This window comes from Pseudomonas paraeruginosa PA7 (assembly GCF_000017205.1).
Taxonomy (GTDB): Bacteria; Pseudomonadota; Gammaproteobacteria; order Pseudomonadales; family Pseudomonadaceae; genus Pseudomonas; species Pseudomonas paraeruginosa.
On sequence record NC_009656.1, the window covers coordinates 2,964,770 to 2,982,290 of the forward strand.

Here is a 17,521-nt window from a genome sequence, read left to right on the forward strand (position 1 = left end):
CCGTGCGCGAGGCCGTCATGGCGGTTCAGTAGATCGGCAGGTCCGGTTCGGGCAGGGCGACGATGTCGTTCGCCGTCAGCCCCAGCAGGCTCATCAGCGCCGGGTCGCGCAACGGCGACTCGCCGCGTACCGGGCCGAAGATTTCCGCCATGTGCCTGCGCAGGCTGGCCACCCGTTGGCGATCGGTCATCCAGCGGGTGAAATCGTGCACATCGACGTTCTTCAGCGACTCCAGTGGCGGCAGCCCAGGCGCTTCGCCGACGTCGGCGCGGGCGCGCCAGCCGCCGTAGCTGGACTGGAACTCGGCCGAGCCCAGGTAGGACAGCAGCAGCTTGGCCGTGGCCGGATGACGGGCGGCCTTGAAGATCGCCGCGCGCTGGTTCCAGACGATGAACGGCTCGTCGGTCGGGATGAAGTAGCCGGCCGGTGTATCGCTGTCGGTCGCATAGCCGGTCAGGTTGCCCAGCGAACCGATGGAGTCGGCGCCCACCGAGGCCGCCGGCGCCGCCGTGCCGCGCAGGAAGTTCGGTTTCTGCGCCGCCAGGGCGCGCAGGAACCCGCTGCCGTAGCGCCGTTCCAGCTTGTCGTAGACGTACAGCACCGCATCGTCGTCATGGGGATAGGTCAGCACCAGCTTGCCCTTGAAGGCCGGCTTCAGGTAATCGGCGAAGCGCGTCGGATAGCGCTCCGCTGGCAGCCGGACGGAAGCGTAGGTCGGCACGAAGGCGTTGTTGTAGGCCGTGACATAGGCGCCGTCGGGATCGGCGTAGCCTTTCTTCTGCCGGGCGAAGCCGACCGGCTTGTAGCGCAGCAGCACGTCGCGGGCCTTCCATTTGTCGAAATCGAAGGTGGTTTGCAGCATCGCCACGTCCGGCGTCAGGGTGCCGGCGGCGAGTTCCTGGTCGATGCGCAGGTCGTGGAACTTGGAGAGGTCGACCGTGACGTCCAGGGTCACGCCGGGAAAGCGGCTCTCGAAGGCCGTCTTCAACCAGTCCATCTGGTTCGGCGCGTCGCCGCCGGCCCAGAGCACCACCTTGCCGCCTTCGGCCTGTGCGCGGGCGTAGAGCGATGCGAGCCTGTCGGTCTCGCCGGGAATGACCAGGGTCGCCCCGGCGGTTTCCGGCCCTAGAGTTGGCTTTCGTGGCAGTTTTCCTGCCGTTTCGCCGGCGAACGAAGAAGATGCGAAGACCAGAACCCATGCCGCCATCAGCGGCTTCACCCTGTCGATCATGTGCCGTTCCTCTGCTGAAAACGAGCGTCGCCGCTCCCGGTGAGTCCGGCGTGCAGGCGCGCCCCTCATGGATGGGACCGGTCCGACGGGGCGGGCTTCAGCGCTGCGAGGAGACTTCGCGGAAAACGCGACCGGCTTCGCGATTCGGCAGTGCCGGGCGGTGGCGCGGGAACTCCGAGCGGGGGCGCGCAGAAGCAGAAACTGCCTAGAAGCCGGCCTTCACCGCCAGCGCCGCGGCGGCTGTCCGCGTGTTCACCTCCAGGGCGCGCAGCAGCGAGGAAACGTGCACGCGCACGGTGAACGGCGAGATCGACAGTGCGCGGCCGATTTCCTTGTTCGACAGGCCATCGGCGATCAGCCGCAGTACCGCTTGCTGCCGTGGGGTCAGTGCGTCCAGGCGGGCGCGTTGCCGACTGCCGGCGCTCGACCCGCCGCGCAGGCGCACCACCGGTTCGCCGCTGCCGAGCGTCTGCAACGCCGTGCCGATCTCCCCGGCCTCCAGGGATTTGCCGAGGTAGCCGTCGGCGCCGGCGGCCAGCACCTCGTCCACCAGGCGCGGGTCGTCGAGCATCGAGACGATGACGATTGCACTGTGCCGATAGGCGCGGCGCAAGCGCTCGATGGACTGGGAGGCGGCGAAGCCGGGGAGCAGCAGGTCGAGGACGAAGAGGGCGGGAGGTTCCGGCGAGACGCTCGAGGCCAGGCGCAGCACCTCGTCGAAGCTGCCCGCTTCGCTCACGGCGGCTTGCGGGAGGTAGCGGCGGACGACCCGTCTCAGGCCATCGCGGAACAGGGGATAGTCATCGGCGACGATGACCCGTGCGGGGAGGCTTCTTGTGCTAGGCATTGTCGTCCCGTCCTTGGGGGCGGCCAGGGTGCGGCAACTCCTGCATCGACCGGCCGCAGGCCGGCCGGCGAGGGCGCTGCGGGCACCGTTCGATCCGCCGAAAATCCTTTTTCGTCGATCCCTGTCGCGGAGCTCCGCCCCGCATGACAGCGGAATTCTAGCGCCGCTGGCGACACGCATGTCGGGCATTCGTCAGAAAAACAGCAGCCAGCCCCACGGTGAGCGCGATGGGCTGGTCTATCCTGCTACAACGCCATCGCGCTCGGGAGGACGGCATGGGCTGCCCGCAGGTCTGCGCCGGCGCCACCCTGCAATGCAGCTTCGGGGTGGCGCCGACGGTGCTCAACGTGTTGCCGCAGCACCGCACCCTGACCAGCGGGATGCCGGCGGCGAACATCATGGACCACATCCCGCTGCTGAACATTCCCACCTTCGGCCTCTGCCAGAGCCCGGCCAACCCCGTGGTGGCCGCCGCCACCGCCGCCGCCCTCGGCGTACTGACGCCGATGCCGTGCATTCCCGCCACCGCCAGCCCGTGGATCCCCGGCGGTCCGCCGACCCTGCTGCTGGGCGGGATGCCCGCGCTGGACGCCAACGGCACGCTGATCTGCACCTGGGGCGGGGTGATCAAGATCAGCGTGCCGGGACAGCTGCAGATGCTGATTCCCTGAGCGCCGCCTGGCCGATGCGCACGCCTAGGGCTCCGCCAGCCTGATCCACCACCAGCGCCAGCGCGCCATGGGCTTGCCCTCGCTGTCCAGCGGCCGGCCGTCGTCGGCGAACGGCTGGGCGCCGTCCAGTAGCTGGCCGTTCAGGTAGCGTCCGTCGAAGGCCAGTTGGCCATTGCCATGGAAGCGCTGGTAGACCCCGTCGCGCACGCCGTCGCGGTAATGCTCGCGCTCGGCCACCTGGCCGTTGGCGAAATAGTTGAGCGCTTCGCCGTGGAGCAGTCCGTTGCGGTAGTGCGCCTTGCGCTGCAACCAGCCTTCCGCGGCATGGAAACTGGCCGGCCCGTGCAGCTTGCCGTCGACGAAGGCGAGTTGCGCGGAGACCTTGCCGTTGGGATGGAACAGGGTGCTGGCGCCGTGCAACTGGCCCTGCCGGTAGCCGAGGCTGGCCTGCGGCCTGTCGTGCTCGTCGATGCGCAACGGACCTTCCAGGCTGCCGTCGAGCAGGCTGCCGGCGAGATGGCTGTCGCCTCGAACCAGGTCGAGCTTGCCGGATGCCGCCATGCACTTCTCCTCAGTTGACCTTTACCAGGCCGCCCTTGAGGGTCAGCATGCCGCCGCCGTCCACCGTCTGTTCGGCGCCGGCCTTGTTGGTCAGGCTGACGCCGGCATCGTTGGTCAGGCTGGTGCCGGCCTTGTTGGTGAGCGAGGTGCCGGCCTGGTTGGTCAGCGACGTCCCGGCCTTGCTGGTCAGCGAGGTGCCGGCCTGGGCGACGAGGTCGGCGTCGCTCTTCAGGGTCAGGCTGCCGCCGCTTTGCAGGGCGAGGGTGCCGCTGACCTTGATGGTCAGGTTGCCGTCCACCGTCAGCTCGAAGTCGCCGCTGACCTGGTGGCTGTAGTTGCCGCCGGTGCTGTGGGTCTGGTCGGCGCCCACCGTCACCGTGCGCGTTTCCTTCACATCCAGGCTGTCGCTGCCGGTCTGGATGGTCACCGTGCGCTTGCCTTTCTCCAGGGTGACGGTTTCGTCGCCTTCCTTCACCGTGCGGGTGCGGGCGTTCTGCACCGTCAGGGTCTCGTCGTGGCCGATGCTGGCGGTGCTGTCGTTGAGCACGTTGACGTTGAGGTCCTTCTGCGCCTGGAGGAAGACCTCCTCGGCGTCCTTCTTGTCCTCGAAACGCAGCTCGTTGAAACCGCCGCCGCCCTTCGACGAGTTGGTCTTGATGCCGGATTGCGTCTGGTTGTCCGGCAGCGCATAGGGCAGGGCGTTGTCGCCGTTGTAGACGCAGCCGGTGACCAGCGGGCGGTCCGGGTCGCCGTCGATGAAGGTGACGATCACTTCCTGGCCGATGCGTGGCACGAACTGCATGCCGAAGCCCTTGCCGCTCCAGGGCAGCACCACGCGCACCCAGCACGACGAGGTCTCGTCGTTCTTGCCGTCGCGGTCCCAGGGGAACTGGAGCTTGATCCGGCCGTACTGGTCGGTCCAGATCTCCTCGCCGGCCTTGCCCACCACTTTGGCGGTCTGAGTGTGCATGCGTGGCTTGAGCGTGGTGCGGGGAGGGCGGTAGGCGGTGGCCTTGGGGATGGCCTCGAAGCGGTTGCGGTAGTGCCCGTGGTCGGCCTCGTGGGTCACCGAGGTCAGCACCCAGTCGATGTTCAGGCTGGCGTCGTCATGTCCGGTCAGGGTGAACCAGTGCCCCGGCACCAGCCAGCGGCAGTCGCTCTCGCCGATCAGCCGCTTCTCCTGGCTGCGCAGGCCGTCCACGCGCTGCTTGGTCAGCGCATCGCCCCGCGCCTTGGCGGTATAGCCCCCGGGGTGTTCGTATTGCGCGCGTGGCCCTGCTTCCGCCTGGGCCTGGGAATAGAGCGAAGTGGTGGGCGTGGTGAACTCGTAGTCGGTGGCACTGTAGGTCCCGGCCACCGCCTGCAGGCAGTACTGCGCCGAACGGATGCCGTGCAACTCGCGCACGCCGATTTCCTGGCCCAGGTACGGCACCTTGGGCCCGTTGGGGATGGGCGGGAAGGCATCGTTGTTGTCCGCCAGCACCAGCGTGTGCTTGCCCTCTTCGTGGGTGAAGAACCAGAAGATGCCTTCCTCCTCCAGCAGGCGCGAGACGAAGGCGAAGTCGGTCTCGCCGTACTGCACGCAGTATTCACGGGGCTCGTAGCTGCCGGTCAGCGACAGCTTGAAGTCGGTGAAGCCGTGGGCCTTGAAGATCGTGGTGACGATGTCGCTGGTGGCGAGATTCTGGAATACGCGGTTGTTGCTGGCCAGGGTCAGCCACCAGAGCCAGGGGCGGAGGACGAGTTGATAGCGGTCGGCGGTAGCGTCGGCGGGCAGTTGGTGGATTTCGGCGATGAGGGCGTCGAGCGGGCGGGACTGTGAGTCGTTGTGGAGGGTGGTGGTGATGTGGGTGATTACGGCGTTAGCCAAGGTGAGCGGAGTGTTGGCAAAGCCCAGGACTAGCAGATTTGCGAGATCGTTCAGCGCCTCCTGTCCAGCAATGGCCCGCGGATAGAGTTCCGTGAGCGCCGACGCCGTCAAGGAAAGGCTGGAAGTGGTGTCGGTGTGCTGGGGCATGGTTTGTCTCGGGCAGCTATTAGTGACGGTTGCATCATTCGGAGAGGCTCGTTAACTCAGTCGAAATTACCGTTGTGAGTGAACACGACGGGATAGTGGTCACTGCGCATGGCTTTTCCTTTGCTCATCCGGATGGGCCTTATGAGACCTCCTGGTGCTGACAGGGAGGCGTCGCAAGTGGCCGACCAGGCTCCAAGGTCATCGACATAGGCAAAATCGAGGAGGCGAAACGTTGTGGTGTATCCGGTCACTTTTCCTGTGAGGACCAATGTTTTAGGTACAGTCCTCTTCAGTGAAACCCTTGGTTGTTTCTTCTGCTGTTCGGCGCTCTTGAGCAATCTGCGGCTTTTTGCGTCCGGTACGAATACTTCTTTGATACTTGCATGGGTGTAGCCGCTGCCCGTTGGCAGTAGTTTGTACAGAGAGGGGCCTGCCACCTGGAACACCCTTGCATAGGGATTGTTCTTGTCGCTCAGGTTTTTTCTGCTGGAGATTTCTTTGCTCTCGTAGTTTCCATCTGTATTCAGGTCGCCGCCGAAATAGCAGAGTTTCGAGATGCCTAGAGAACTCAGGTTGAGTTGAATGTACTGCACTGTATCGACAATGTTGGCCATTGCTCGGTACGAAGAGTTTGAATGATAAAAGGCGAATCCCAAGTGGGTTTTATTGTGCTTTATTATTACAGCGCCGCGCTGTTCGGTTGGGGAGAGAATGTAGTTGTCAATCAGGGAGAATTTCGTGGATATTATATTCTTTAGAAAAATCATGGTCCCCAGTGTCGTATTTTTTCTCGCGCCGCTTTCTTGTGATGTCGCTCCGATAAATGTGTACTCGGAGGATAGGTCGTCAATTAGAGTTTGATTGATGTCTCCGGTTTTTCCGGTTTCCATCAAAGCAATAATATCAATTTCTTCTTGTGTCAGGTAATGCCTGAGAAAATCAAGTTTATCCGTGTATGCCTGTGATCGGAAATATTTCTGGTTGTCGAAGTGTTGCGCATTCCAGATCATTATCTTCAGAGGCATGCTTACTCCGTTATCGTGATGATTGCGGGGGCTTTAGTGTTTTTGTGTTGCAGTCGCTGCTCCAGGCCGGGAGTAGGCTGATCATCCGTGAGTGTCCTTGCTATACATAAGACGAATCCTGAATGATGTATCGGTTATTTAACGGTGAGTTGCTTATCTGAAAGAGGTCCCTTGTTTGCCCCTGAGTGACGACCAGATGCTTTTCTCCGAATACTTCTGCAATTACTTGGCCATTCTGCGTTACTAAGGGTTGCGTACTGCCCTCGATGGCATCGTAGTTGTTTCCAGTGGTGGTGCAAAATGTTGGATCGTAAAGTCGATTTCCGTCGCCGCAGTCCCTGAGCCTGAAGTGATTTTCAAATACCCATCCTACATTTAGAACGTGATTGGGATGGGGGGCGCCTAATGCGAATTTCATCTGCGGTTGCCAGGGGAAAAGCATCCTGTTAGAGGTTCGATAGCGCACAACTCTTAGTTGATCGGAAGCAAACGCGCTGGCCGGTGCGTGAGACATCGCCAGTTCCTTCATGAGTAGTGCGGCACCCTCGCAATTCATGCGGCTCCCGGCAGCGGGAACCGGGCTCCCCAATGCATAGCCTTTGATTTGAGGCGCGTATTGATAACCTCGCGAGTGAATGGTGAGCATTATCTGCAGGAGAAAGTCCCTGCGGGCTTGCCCTATTAGTTGTGGCATCTCAACTGCTCCTGTGACTGCTTTACTCCAATGCCCACTCCGCCAACTTCCCCGTCACCTGCGCCATCAGCACGTTCTCGATATCCCGCGCGCCCGCCGCGCTGCACTTGGCGAGCACGGCCTTGACGATGGCCGGGTCGAAGTCGAACTGTTTGCCGGTAGCGGCCTTGTAGCGTTCCCGCAGTTTTTCCAGCTTGGCCACGACGATGCCTTCCAGGGTGGCTTCCTCCAGCGGCCGGTAAGGCACCACGGTCATGCGCGCGAGGAACGCCGGGCGGAAGGTTTGCAGCAGGACTTTGCGCAGGCGCTCGTCGAAGGCCGGGGTGGCGACCTGTTCGGCCGGGCTGTCCAGCAGCAGTTCGGCGCCGACGTTGCTGGTGGCGAGGATCACGGTGTTCCTGAAGTCCACCACCAGGCCGGTGCCGTCTTCCATCACACCCTTGTCGAACACGTTGTAGAAGGCTTCCAGCACGTCCGGATGGGCTTTCTCGATCTCGTCCAGCAGCACCACCGAATAGGGCTTGCGGCGCACCGCTTCGGTGAGCACGCCGCCGCTGCCGTAGCCGACGTAGCCGGGCGGGGCGCCCTTGAGCTGGCTGACGGTGTGGGCCTCCTGGTACTCGGAGAGGTTGATGCTGATCAGGTTGCGTTCGCCGCCGTAGAGGGCGTCGGCCAGGGCGTAGGCGGTCTCGGTCTTGCCCACGCCGGTGGGGCCGGGCAGGAGGAATACGCCGACCGGCTTGGCCGGGTCGCTGAGTCCGGCGCGATAGGCCTGGATGCGCTGGGCGATGGCGCCCAGGGCGGCCTCCTGGCCCATCACCCGCTGGCCCATGCGCTGGGCCAGGGTGCGGATGGCATGGGCTTCGTCGGCGAGCATCTTGCCAACCGGGATGCCGGTCCAGCCGGCGATCACCGCGGCCACGGTCTTCGAGTCGACCTGTTCGGGCACCAGCGGATCATCCTCGCGGATGGCGTCGAGGCCGGCTTCCAGGCGGGCCAGTTCGGCGGCCAGGTGGTCGATGCGGCCGTCGAGTTCTTCGTCGGGTTTGGCGGCGTCGGCGCTCTCGCTCAGGGTCAGCAGTTCGCGGCGTGACTGCAGCAGTTCGCGTACCGCCTCGCGTTCTTCGCCCCAACGTTTTTCCAGGGCGCGGATGGCCGACAGGTTACCCACCGATTCCTGCTCCAGGCCGGTGATGCGCACGCTGTGGTCCAGGCCGGTGGCCTGCTCGCGGCGCAGGCGTTGCAGCTCTTCCTCCACCGCCAGTTCACGGTGGCGCAGGTTCTCCAGGGCCGGCGGCACGTCGTGCTGGGCCAGGGCGACGCGGGCGCAGGCGGTGTCCAGCACGCTGATGGCCTTGTCCGGCAACTGGCGGCCGGAGATGTAGCGGTGCGACAGCTTCACCGCATCGACGATGGCCGCGTCCATGATCTGCACGCCGTGATGCTGTTCCAGCTTGCCGGCGACGCCGCGCAGCATCTCCACGGCGGTGGCCTCGTCCGGCTCCTCGACCTGGACCAGCTGGAAGCGCCGGGTCAGCGCCGGGTCCTTCTCGAAGTATTTCTTGTATTCCAGCCAGGTGGTGGCCGCCAGGGTGCGCAACTCGCCGCGCGCCAGGGCCGGCTTGAGCAGGTTGGCGGCGTCGCTGCCGCCTTCCGCGCCGCCGGCGCCGATCAGCGTGTGCGCCTCGTCGATGAACAGGATGATCGGCTGCGCGCTGTTGCGCACGGCGTCGATCACGCCCTTGAGGCGCTGCTCGAACTCGCCCTTCATGCTGGCGCCGGCCTGCAACAGGCCGAGGTCGAGCACCCGCAGGATCACCTCCTGCAACGACGGCGGCACTTCGCCGGCGGCGATGCGCAGGGCCAGGCCCTCGACCACCGCGGTCTTGCCGACGCCCGGCGCGCCGACCAGGATCGGGTTGTTCTGCCGCCGGCGCAGGAGGATGTCGACGCACTGGCGGATCTCCCCGTCGCGCCCGACTATGGGGTCGATGCGCCCGGCGCGGGCCTCGGCGGTGAGGTCCTGGGTGTACTGGTCGAGCAGCGGGTCCTGGGCGCTTTCCGGCTTGTCGCCGCCTGCCGCCGGACGGTTCGGCGCGGGCGGCTGTTCGCGGGAGGCCTGGATCCACTCCAGCAGGTTGGCCTGCAAGGCCTCGTGGGGAATCCGCAGCAGCGACGACGCGCTGTTCAGCAACAGGGCGCGGCGCTCCTCGCGGTCGAGCAGGGCGAGCAGCAGCAGGCCGGAACGGATCTGCGCCTGGCCGAGCACGCTGGCGTGGACCACGGCGTCCTCGAGCAGGCCGATGGTGTGCGCGGACAGCGCCGGAGTGCGGGTATTGCCGGCCTTGAACAGCTCCAGCGACAGGTTGATCTCGGCGACCAGGGCGTCGCGCTCCAGGCCGAAGCGCGGCAGCAGGCAGGCGAAGTCGCCGCCGTCGATGTCCAGCAGCTCCAGTAGCAGGTGCTCGATCTCTACGTAATGATGGGTGCGTTGCAGGCAGCGTTGCGCGGCGCGCTCCAGGGCGCGGCGACAGTCCGGGTTGAGGCGGCCGATCAGGGCGGCGAGTTCCACTTCAGGCTACCTCCGGCTGCCGCAGGTCGAGATCGATGCGCTGCCGCTGGCCGTCTGCGACGCGCCGCAGGCCGGTGTTCCAGCTCAGCCTGGGCGGCGCACCGCGCTCCAGGCGCAGCGGCGCGCCGCCGCTCACCAGCAGGCTCAGGCGACAATCCAGGTCGGGGCCGAAGTACAGCGCGGCGAGGCTGGCCAACTGGCCATGGGCGTCGCCGTCGGGGAAGAAGCGGGCGGCCTCGCGGGCATCCAGCGGACCGAGGCTGAGGGCGATGCCGGCGTGCTCGTCCCAGGTGCGCGTGCCGGCTATGGCGTCGCGGCCCAGGCGCAGGTTGCGCCCGCCGCGTTGCAGCCGGCTGCGGCTGGCCGCGGGGATTTCCTTCCAGGCGCCCTGGTAGGCGTCCAGCCGTGCCTCCACGCCGAAGTGCTGGCGCACCAGGCCGGCGAAGCCGGCCAGGGAGCGACGCCCGCCGGCGAACAGCGCGGTGCGTGCCAGCACCGCGCTGTCCGGCAGCGCCAGGCGCTCTTGCAGGGCTTTCGGCAACAGGCCGCTGAGGGCGCGTAGCTGCGCCTGCACCGGGGTCGCCGCCGGCACCGCGAAACCGAGCGCCACGCGATGCTTGCGCAGCACCCGGTAGAGCAGGCTGAGCAGGCGGTGCTGGAACAGGTCGAGGAACTCGGCGGGGGCATGGTCCTTCTGCCGGGCGCGTTGTTGCAGCCATTCCTGGTAGGCATAGGGCAACGGGCCGTCGGGTCCGCCGAGGCCGAACACCGGGGTGGACAGCACCGGTTGCTGCGGGTCGTCGAGCAGGCTTTCCACCTCGCTCGAGGCGAACAGCGGCAGCAGCGGCCCGCGCAGGCGCAGGGCCTCCGCCCGCGGCGCGTTGCCGGTGCCCAGCGGCAACGCCTGGGGACGCTCGCGTTCGAGCAGCAGCAGCGCCTGCAACAGTTCGAAGCGCTGCGGCGTGCGGCGCAGCCGCTGACTCAGAGGGAGAGCGGCGAGCCGGCCTGGGGTTGCCATGTCTTCACCTCCTTGTCGGCTTCCACCAGGACCGTGCGCACGAAGCGGTTGGCGGTGGCATACAGCGAGAAGAACTGCGCCAGCACGGCGGAGAACAGCACGCCGCTGGCGCCGACGAAGTGCTGCGGATCGAGTCGCAGGCGGATTTCCAGGCCATTGCGCCAGCCGCGCCAGGCATCCTCGCCGACGTGCGCCACCACCCGCTGGCAGTCGAGTTGCCGCAGGCCTTCTATCTGCCGGCGGGCGCTGGCGTCGTCGCGCAGGTTGTGCAGGGCGAGGATTTCCCGCAGGGCTTCGAGGGCGCGCGGGCCTTCCACCAGCGAGAGGTGGTTGAGGGTCAGCTGCGAGACCAGTCTCCAGCGCGACTGGCCGTCCAGGCGCGGCTGGCTCTGCGCGCTGGGCGCGTTGCGCAGGCGTGCGGCGGCGACCGGCCCGGGCCGTTCGAAGCCCAGCGCGGTGCCGGCACCCAGGCGCTCGGCCAGATAGCGATTGGTGCATAGCAGCTCGGCGGTCAGGCTGAAGGCCGGGGCCTCGCGCAACGGGTCGAAGCCGGTATCCACCAGGCTCAGCAGCAGGTCGCTGCCCAGCCGGTTCGGGGTCAGCCCGGCGATGCGCCGGGCGTGCCAGTAGAGCGTGCCGAGGTGGCTGTCGTGGCGGCAGCCATAGTAGGCCGGGACTGGCTGCACGGTGCTCCCGGCAACCGAGCGCACGGCGCGGATGCTATGGATTTCGACGCTGTTCTCGCGGTGACTGTCGGCGACCAGGCGGTACTCGCTTCGGGTGCCGTCCGGGCGCAGCGGCTCCGAGGTCCGTGGAAAGAGGTTGATCGCCGGCGCGCAGCCGAGCTGGAAGTCTTCCGCCTGCAAATGCAGGCGTGCCGTCGGTGCGCGATCGAAGACCAGGTACAGGTAGAGCGTCTGTCTGTCGGCGAGCGCGCCGGACAGTGGCAGGTCGAAGAAGTGGAACTTGTCGGGGAAGGCGAAGTACTCGGCGAGCAGGCGCAGGCCCGGATGTCCGCCGTCTTCCTCCGGCAGCAGCGCCTCGTCGGCGGCGAAGCCGACGATCTCCGGCAGTCCGCGGAGCGCCGCCGGCGGCGTGCCGGGCGCCCCCGCCATGACCTGCACGGTATGCGCGGCGAGCAGGTCGTAGAGGATCGCGCAGCCCATCGGCGAAGCCGCCAGGTGGATGCGCAGGCGCTCGATCGACAGTTCGTCCCAGCGGTACTCGCCCATGCAGCGCAGGCTCAGGCGCAACGCCGAGCGGGCGGCGGCGACTCCGGTCAGGGCTTGCGCCTCCTCGCCGCCGAGCAGGGTCGCTTCGTCGATCGCCAGCGGCCACAGGGTCGCCTCGGCGCTGCTGCGGAAATGCACGCTGTCGCCGCCGCGGGTGGTGACGAACAGCGCGGTGTCGCGCGGCAGCCGGTAGCCCTCGGCGAGGTTGCCCTGGGTCGGGTCCGGTTCGAACTGGACGATCGCGCAGGACGGCAGCGGGCGCAGCGCCAGGGGGTAGAGCTGTTCGAGGAGGGCGTCGCTGAACTCCGCGTAGTCGTCGTCGAGGCGCCGTTGCAGGCGCGCGGTGAGCAGCGAGAAGCCTTCCAGCAGACGCTCGACGTGCGGGTCGGGGCATTCGCCGGGGGCCAGTTGCAGGCGCCGGGCGACCTTCGGATAGCGCTCGGCGAAGGCGCCGCCGGCGTGCCGTAGCCAGGTCAGCTCGCGCTGGTAGTAGTCGAGCAGGTCGGCATCAATCGAATCGCTCATGGCGCACCTCGAGGCCATCGCTGCCCTGTTCGATGACGAATAGCGCAGGCGTCAGGCGCGACCCGCTGCGCAGGCTGCCGCCGAGCTGGATACGCAGGCGCTGCGGATTGCCCGGGTCAGGTTCGACCTCGACCTCGGCCAGTTGCAGGCGCGGCTCGAAATGCTCGACCGCCACCCGCACCTCGCGCGCCAGCTGGCGCCGGTCCTCGGCGCGCAGGCGTTGCACGGCGGTCCAGTCGGCGAGCCCATAGGCGAGGATGCCGCTGCGCGCATTCGCCGGACGCCGTGTATTGAGCAGGCGCAGCAGCTCGCCGCGGACCGACTCGGCCAGCGCCCGGTCGTCGAACGCGGGACGTTCGTCGGCCTCGGCGCTGAGGCGCTCGAACAGCGGCGGCAGGGCTCCGGACATGTCGGCGCCCGGTCACTTGACCAGCTGGTTGGCGGCCAGGTCCCAGGTCGAGGCGGCCGTGCCTTCCTTGGTGCCGTCGTCCTTCTGCGCGGTCAGCTCCCACTTGATCTTGGTGAAGTTCAGCGACAGGGTTTCCACCGGCTTGCCGCCGGCGCCGCCGCTGACGCTGACGTTGGAGAGCACCACGTTGTTCAGGGTGTAGACGATGAAGGGCATGATCTGCCCGTTGCCCTCGGCGGCGTTGCGGCCGATGGTGATGGTCGCCTCGGCGATCGGCTTGCCGGCGCAGCAATACTCGTTGAGGGTCGGGGTCGAGGTGTCGATGAACTTGGTGAGGGTGAATTCGCCGACGTGGGGTTTGCCGGAGGTGCGCTCCGAGTTACTGACGTCGTTGGTGACCTGCATCGCCACGTTGTGGCTGTAGGACATGATTTCGATCTTGTTTTCGTAGCCGACGAGCAGGCTGTCGCCTTTGATGTCGCTGCCGAAATCGAGAATGATCGCATCCATCGCATCTGACTCCTGGAGAGGGGCTGTCTGGAACGGGAAGGGCGCCCCGCCGGCGCTGCCGGCGGGGGCCGACTCACGCCGCTACCGGCGGCGGCAGGTTGGCGACCAGGCGGATCGACGCGCTGAGTTCTTCGAGCTGGAAGTGCGGCCGCAGGAACACCGTGGCGCGGTAGGCCCCCGGTTTGCCGGCCACCTCGCTGACATCCACCCGCGCCTCGCGCAGCGGGTATTGCGCCTTGATTTCCTGCGGTGCGTTGTCGTTGATCAGCACGTAGTCGGCGATCCAGTTGTTCAGGTAGGTCTGCACGTTGTCGCGGGTCATGAAGCTGCCGACCTTGTCGCGCATGATCACCTTCAGGTAGTGGGCGAAACGCGATGCCGCCAGCACGTACGGCAGCATCGCCGACAGGCGCGCGTTGGCGTTGGCCTCGTTGGTGTTGTAGAGCCTGGCCTTGTTGGTGGTCTGGCCGCCGAAGAACACCGCCACGTCGCTGTTCTTCTTGTGGCACAGGGAAATGAAGCCGAGATCGTTGAGTTCCTTCTCGCGGCGGTCGGTGATCGCCACTTCGGTCGGACATTTCAGCGACAGGTCGCCGGAGCTGGTGCGGAACGTGTGCGCCGGCAGGCCCTCGACCGCGCCGCCGCCTTCCGCGCCGCGGATCGCCGCGCACCAGCCGTACTTGGCGAAGGCCTCGGTGATGCGCTGCGCCAGGACCCAGGCGGCGTTGCCCCAGAGGTACTTGGAGTGGTCGGTGCCGTTGACGTCCTCGACATAGTTCATGCCTTCCACCGGGCGCGTCTCCGGGCCGTAGGGCAGGCGCAGGAGGAAGTTCGGCAGCACCAGGGACACGTAGCGCGAATCCTCGCTCTCGCGGAAGGCGCGCCACTTGATCAGCTCCAGGCTCTCGAAGATCTTGGTCAGGTCGCGCGGCACGGCCAGTTCGGTGAAGCTGTTCATGTCGAACAGGCGTGGGCTGGCGGCGGCGATGAACGGCGCGTGGGCAGCCGCGGCGACGTTCGACAGCTTCTCCAGCAGGCCGATGTCCTGCGGATGGCGACCGAAGGTGAAGTCGCCGATCAGCAGGCTGAAGGGGTGTCCGCCGAAGGTGCCGTATTCCTCTTCGTAGATCTTCTTGAACAGTGCGCTCTGGTCGAACTCGACCGCCTTCTCCAGGTCGTTCTGCAGTTCGTTCTTGCCGACGTTCAGCAGGCGCAGCTTGAGCCGCGCGCTGGTCTCGGTGTTGCTCACCAGTTGGTGCAGGCCGCGCCAGGAGGCTTCCAGCTTCTGCAACTCGGGGTGGTGGATGATCTGGTTGAGCTGGTCGCTGATCAGCGCATCGATCTGGCTGATGCGGTCGTTGATCATCGCCACGGTGTCCTTGTCGACGGCCATGCCCTCGTCGAGGACCTGGGTGGCGAATTCCGCGAGCATGTCGCGGGCATAGTCCTGCTGGCTGTCGTCGTGGGCCATGCGGCCCTTGGCGATGATCTCGTCGAGCAGGGACAGGGTCTGGGTCGAACTCTCGCCGGATTGTTCGGCGGCGGATGACTTGGGCATGGCGGCTTCTCCGGGAAGAGGGTCAGGCCGGCTGGTCGGCCGGGGGTTCGCTGTCGCCGGCCGGGGCCGCTTCGGCTTCCGGGCGGGCCGCTTTGATTTCCTGCAGGCCTTCGGTGTTGGCCACCACGTCCTGCAGCAACTGGTCGAGGTCGTCGTTGCCGTCGAGCTTGGTCAGCAGGTCGCGCAGGCGCTGGCGCGCTTCGAACAGGCGACGCAACGGGACCACCTGCTTCACCAGGTTGACCGGGTCGAAGTCCTCGATGTGGTTGAAGCGCAGCTCGACGTTCAGCTTGCTGTCGTCGCCGCTGATGGTGTTGTCGACCTGCAGGGTGGCGCGGGGAGAGATGGAGGAGAGGATCTCGTTGAAGTTGTCGCGGTCGATGTCGACGAAACGCCGTTCGACCAGCTTCGCCGGCGGGGTATCCGGCTTGCCGGAGAGGTCGGCGAGGATGCCGACCACCAGGGGCAGCTCCTTCTTCTCGATGGCGTTGCCGATCTCGACGTCGTAGGTGATCTGCACGCGCGGCGGGCGCACCCGGTCCAGCTTGTGCTGCGTACTCTCGGCCATGGCGGCTGACTCCGATGCAATGGTGGGGGAGCAATGCATCGGGGGGATGCCCTGATCATCGCAGTCCCTTGCTGGATCACAGGCATGACAGGGAAAACGGCGCAGAACCTGTCCTTGGCGATCCCTCTGGTCCGTCACTGGCGACGAACTACAAAAGACGCTAGAACAGGTCTATGGATTTGCAAAATAAAATTTTCTTTGGACTCCCATGAAGCACGGATGTTTCACCATATGTCGGAAATTCTTCCTGGCGCTGGCGATCCTGGCGCTGGCCGGCTGCTCGTATTTCTTCGCGCCGCGAGTCGAGTTGCAGCGGCTGACCCTGGATGTCGCCGCGCGCGCCAACGACGACTCGCCGATCGCCGTGGATTTCGTCGCGGTGAAGGATGCGGAACTGTTCAAGGAACTGGCCGGACTGCCGGCCAGCCAGTGGTTCGCCAATCGCGAGCAGTACCGCCGCGACTACCGGCAGCAGTTCGCGGTGTGGAGCCTGGAGCTGGTCCCGGGGCAGTTCATCGAGTCGGAGTCCTTCCCCTTGCGCGGCGACCGCGCAACTGGACTTTTGGTCTTCGCCGGCTATAACACACCCGGCGCGCACCGCTTGCGCCTCGACCAGCAGCAACGCGTCTGGCTGCGTCTGGATACCCGGGAAATGCGACTGGTCAACGATCCAGCCACGCGCTAGCGAAGGGGCAGGCGAGCGACCGTCGTGCACGACAACGTAGGACGTCGAAGGGGAGTCGTATGAGTGTTCTGCCTGACGCGGTGTGCTGGCACGAAGGGATGCAACTGCTTCCCCAGCATTTCCAGTTGCAGGGATTGCGTGCCGAGGCGCTGGCGGCGCGCATCGGACAGGCCTGCAACCCTTGGTTCTGGGGAGTGACCGCCCTGGAACTGGACCCCTCGGCGTTGTGCGCCGGCCAAGTGCGGGTCCTGCACCTCGAAGCGATCCTGCCCGACGGCCTGCCGGTGAGCGTGCAGGCTGGTGTCGACGCGCCGCTGGAGTTCGATCTGGAGACAGCGCTGGCGGCCGCCGAAGGGCCGCTGCTGAACGTCCACCTGGCGGTCAGTCCGCTGTGGCGGGCGGGTCAGTTGCTGCCGCTGAAGGGCCGTCTGCAATCGCGGGTCGGCGCGCCGCTGCCGGACCTGGCCAGCGGTGAGCACCCCGAGCCGATCACCGTCTGGCGAGCGTCGCTGCGGCTGGTCGGCGACGACGGCAAGGCCGACTCCGTGTGCCTGCCGTTGCTGCGCGTGGCGAAGGAGGGCGGCGCCTACGTCAGCCTGCCCTATGTCCCGCCGACGCCACTGATCCTGCCGGAGTCGCCCCTGGGCAGACGCGTGCAGTCGCTCTGCGCACGGGCCCGGGAGAAGGCGCTGTTCCTCGGCGGGCGCCTGCGCCTGGCGCAGCAGGCGGGCAACCAGGACGACGCGGTGGAAATCCGTCGCCAGCTTGCCGCGCTCTGGACCCGCCTGCCGGAGGTCGAAGGCCTGCTGGCAAGCCGCGCGGCCTCGCCGCTGGCCCTGCACGGCAGCCTGCTGGGCCTGGCCGGCGCCTGGGCGGCGCTCGATCCGCTGGCCGGCGTGCCGGTCTTCGAAGCGCTCGACTTCCTCGACCTGCGGCGTGGCTACGAGCCGCTGCTGGACTGGCTGGAGCGGGCCATCGAGTCGATCCGCGCGGGCTACCGCTGCCTGCCGTTCGAGCAGGAGGAACAGGTATTTTCCGTGCGCCTGCCCGATCCGGCGCCGCGCCAGCGCCTGGTGGTCGGCCTGCGGATGCCCGCCGGCGCCGGCGAACAGGCGGCGGCTGACTGGCTGGAGCGCGCCATCGTCGCCTCCGACCCGCACCTGCCGTTGCTCGCCCGGCAACGCATGAGCGGGCTGGCGCGGCAGCCGATGAATCGCCAGGAACAGGTGGCCTACAGCGTCGGCGACGACACCCGTTTGTTCGTCGTGCAGGGCGCCGGCGACTGGTTCGATGCCGGCCAGCCGCTGCGCATCGTCGCGCCGGTCAGCGGGGTTGCCAGCAGTCCCTGGCAGATCGTGCTGTTCGTCGCCGACGGCAGCGACAACACCTAGACAGGAA

Annotated in this window: 16 protein-coding genes; 3 read left to right on the forward strand and 13 right to left on the reverse strand. The window is 66.5% G+C overall.

What is annotated here, in order from left to right:
* Nucleotides 1–25: 25 nt before the first annotated feature.
* Together PSPA7_RS13725 and PSPA7_RS13730 are read right to left on the reverse strand one after the other, a co-directional pair.
* Nucleotides 26–1,231, reverse strand: coding sequence for an ABC transporter substrate-binding protein (locus PSPA7_RS13725; protein WP_012075681.1), 1,206 nt, complete (start codon nt 1,229–1,231; stop codon nt 26–28).
* Between the two features lie 205 nt (nt 1,232–1,436).
* Nucleotides 1,437–2,078, reverse strand: a complete 642-nt coding sequence (locus tag PSPA7_RS13730; protein ID WP_003116947.1) for a LuxR C-terminal-related transcriptional regulator — start codon at nt 2,076–2,078, stop codon at nt 1,437–1,439.
* Nucleotides 2,079–2,353: 275 nt separating this feature from the next.
* Here PSPA7_RS13730 and PSPA7_RS13735 point away from each other — a divergent pair, with 275 nt between their 5' ends.
* Nucleotides 2,354–2,749: a DUF4280 domain-containing protein gene (locus PSPA7_RS13735; protein ID WP_041025348.1), complete on the forward strand. Its 396-nt coding sequence runs from the start codon at nt 2,354–2,356 to the stop codon at nt 2,747–2,749.
* A gap of 24 nt (nt 2,750–2,773) precedes the next feature.
* On the opposite strand, the gene PSPA7_RS13740 is transcribed toward PSPA7_RS13735, so the two are convergent.
* The 11 genes from PSPA7_RS13740 to tssB all read right to left on the reverse strand — a co-directional run bounded on the left by PSPA7_RS13740 (nt 2,774) and on the right by tssB (nt 15,438).
* Nucleotides 2,774–3,310 carry a toxin-antitoxin system YwqK family antitoxin gene (locus tag PSPA7_RS13740; RefSeq protein ID WP_012075683.1) on the reverse strand — a complete coding sequence of 179 codons (537 nt, stop codon included), beginning with the start codon at nt 3,308–3,310 and terminating at the stop codon, nt 2,774–2,776.
* A gap of 10 nt (nt 3,311–3,320) precedes the next feature.
* The gene (locus PSPA7_RS13745) at nt 3,321–5,327 is read right to left on the reverse strand and encodes a type VI secretion system Vgr family protein (RefSeq protein ID WP_012075684.1); all 2,007 of its coding nucleotides are present in this window, start codon (nt 5,325–5,327) and stop codon (nt 3,321–3,323) included.
* 56 nt (nt 5,328–5,383) lie between these two features.
* Nucleotides 5,384–6,352 (reverse strand): endonuclease/exonuclease/phosphatase family protein, encoded by a 969-nt coding sequence (locus PSPA7_RS13750; RefSeq protein WP_003154689.1) that lies wholly within the window; start codon nt 6,350–6,352, stop codon nt 5,384–5,386.
* A 100-nt stretch (nt 6,353–6,452) separates the two neighbouring features.
* On the reverse strand, nt 6,453–7,046 hold the full coding sequence (locus tag PSPA7_RS32085; protein WP_138009459.1) for a hypothetical protein: 594 nt from the start codon (nt 7,044–7,046) through the stop codon (nt 6,453–6,455).
* A gap of 22 nt (nt 7,047–7,068) precedes the next feature.
* On the reverse strand, nt 7,069–9,618 hold the full coding sequence (gene tssH, locus PSPA7_RS13755; RefSeq protein ID WP_012075685.1) for a type VI secretion system ATPase TssH: 2,550 nt from the start codon (nt 9,616–9,618) through the stop codon (nt 7,069–7,071).
* 1 nt (nt 9,619) lies between these two features.
* The gene (gene tssG / locus PSPA7_RS13760; RefSeq protein ID WP_012075686.1) at nt 9,620–10,636 is read right to left on the reverse strand and encodes a type VI secretion system baseplate subunit TssG; all 1,017 of its coding nucleotides are present in this window, start codon (nt 10,634–10,636) and stop codon (nt 9,620–9,622) included.
* Nucleotides 10,600–12,393: a type VI secretion system baseplate subunit TssF gene (tssF, locus tag PSPA7_RS13765; RefSeq protein WP_012075687.1), complete on the reverse strand. Its 1,794-nt coding sequence runs from the start codon at nt 12,391–12,393 to the stop codon at nt 10,600–10,602. Before tssF ends, tssG begins: the two co-directional genes overlap by 37 nt.
* Nucleotides 12,377–12,802 carry a type VI secretion system baseplate subunit TssE gene (gene tssE, locus PSPA7_RS13770; RefSeq protein WP_012075688.1) on the reverse strand — a complete coding sequence of 142 codons (426 nt, stop codon included), beginning with the start codon at nt 12,800–12,802 and terminating at the stop codon, nt 12,377–12,379. The genes tssF and tssE overlap by 17 nt, the downstream gene beginning before the upstream one ends.
* A 12-nt stretch (nt 12,803–12,814) precedes the next feature.
* A complete protein-coding gene (locus tag PSPA7_RS13775) occupies nt 12,815–13,312 on the reverse strand; it encodes an Hcp family type VI secretion system effector (protein WP_003089495.1) in 498 nt (165 codons plus the stop codon).
* Between the two features lie 73 nt (nt 13,313–13,385).
* On the reverse strand, nt 13,386–14,870 hold the full coding sequence (tssC, locus tag PSPA7_RS13780) for a type VI secretion system contractile sheath large subunit (RefSeq protein ID WP_003089494.1): 1,485 nt from the start codon (nt 14,868–14,870) through the stop codon (nt 13,386–13,388).
* Between the two features lie 22 nt (nt 14,871–14,892).
* Nucleotides 14,893–15,438: a type VI secretion system contractile sheath small subunit gene (gene tssB / locus PSPA7_RS13785; protein ID WP_003089493.1), complete on the reverse strand. Its 546-nt coding sequence runs from the start codon at nt 15,436–15,438 to the stop codon at nt 14,893–14,895.
* Nucleotides 15,439–15,646: 208 nt separating this feature from the next.
* Here tssB and PSPA7_RS13790 point away from each other — a divergent pair, with 208 nt between their 5' ends.
* Both PSPA7_RS13790 and tssK read left to right on the forward strand, forming a co-directional pair.
* The gene (locus PSPA7_RS13790) at nt 15,647–16,123 is read left to right on the forward strand and encodes a hypothetical protein (protein WP_012075689.1); all 477 of its coding nucleotides are present in this window, start codon (nt 15,647–15,649) and stop codon (nt 16,121–16,123) included.
* Nucleotides 16,124–16,182: 59 nt separating this feature from the next.
* Nucleotides 16,183–17,514 carry a type VI secretion system baseplate subunit TssK gene (gene tssK / locus PSPA7_RS13795; RefSeq protein ID WP_041025349.1) on the forward strand — a complete coding sequence of 444 codons (1,332 nt, stop codon included), beginning with the start codon at nt 16,183–16,185 and terminating at the stop codon, nt 17,512–17,514.
* Nucleotides 17,515–17,521: the final 7 nt, after the last annotated feature.

Excerpts from the sequence above, each read along its gene's own strand:
- PSPA7_RS13725 (WP_012075681.1), bottom strand. The coding sequence starts at position 1,231 with ATGATCGACAGGGTGAAGCCGCTGATGGCGGCATGGGTTCTGGTCTTC.
- PSPA7_RS13730 (WP_003116947.1), bottom strand. The coding sequence starts at position 2,078 with ATGCCTAGCACAAGAAGCCTCCCCGCACGGGTCATCGTCGCCGATGAC.
- PSPA7_RS13735 (WP_041025348.1), top strand. The coding sequence starts at position 2,354 with ATGGGCTGCCCGCAGGTCTGCGCCGGCGCCACCCTGCAATGCAGCTTC.
- PSPA7_RS13740 (WP_012075683.1), bottom strand. The coding sequence starts at position 3,310 with ATGGCGGCATCCGGCAAGCTCGACCTGGTTCGAGGCGACAGCCATCTC.
- PSPA7_RS13745 (WP_012075684.1), bottom strand. The coding sequence starts at position 5,327 with ATGCCCCAGCACACCGACACCACTTCCAGCCTTTCCTTGACGGCGTCG.
- PSPA7_RS13750 (WP_003154689.1), bottom strand. The coding sequence starts at position 6,352 with ATGCCTCTGAAGATAATGATCTGGAATGCGCAACACTTCGACAACCAG.
- PSPA7_RS32085 (WP_138009459.1), bottom strand. The coding sequence starts at position 7,046 with ATGCCACAACTAATAGGGCAAGCCCGCAGGGACTTTCTCCTGCAGATA.
- tssG (WP_012075686.1), bottom strand. The coding sequence starts at position 10,636 with ATGGCAACCCCAGGCCGGCTCGCCGCTCTCCCTCTGAGTCAGCGGCTG.
- tssF (WP_012075687.1), bottom strand. The coding sequence starts at position 12,393 with ATGAGCGATTCGATTGATGCCGACCTGCTCGACTACTACCAGCGCGAG.
- tssE (WP_012075688.1), bottom strand. The coding sequence starts at position 12,802 with ATGTCCGGAGCCCTGCCGCCGCTGTTCGAGCGCCTCAGCGCCGAGGCC.
- PSPA7_RS13775 (WP_003089495.1), bottom strand. The coding sequence starts at position 13,312 with ATGGATGCGATCATTCTCGATTTCGGCAGCGACATCAAAGGCGACAGC.
- tssC (WP_003089494.1), bottom strand. The coding sequence starts at position 14,870 with ATGCCCAAGTCATCCGCCGCCGAACAATCCGGCGAGAGTTCGACCCAG.
- tssB (WP_003089493.1), bottom strand. The coding sequence starts at position 15,438 with ATGGCCGAGAGTACGCAGCACAAGCTGGACCGGGTGCGCCCGCCGCGC.
- PSPA7_RS13790 (WP_012075689.1), top strand. The coding sequence starts at position 15,647 with ATGAAGCACGGATGTTTCACCATATGTCGGAAATTCTTCCTGGCGCTG.
- tssK (WP_041025349.1), top strand. The coding sequence starts at position 16,183 with ATGAGTGTTCTGCCTGACGCGGTGTGCTGGCACGAAGGGATGCAACTG.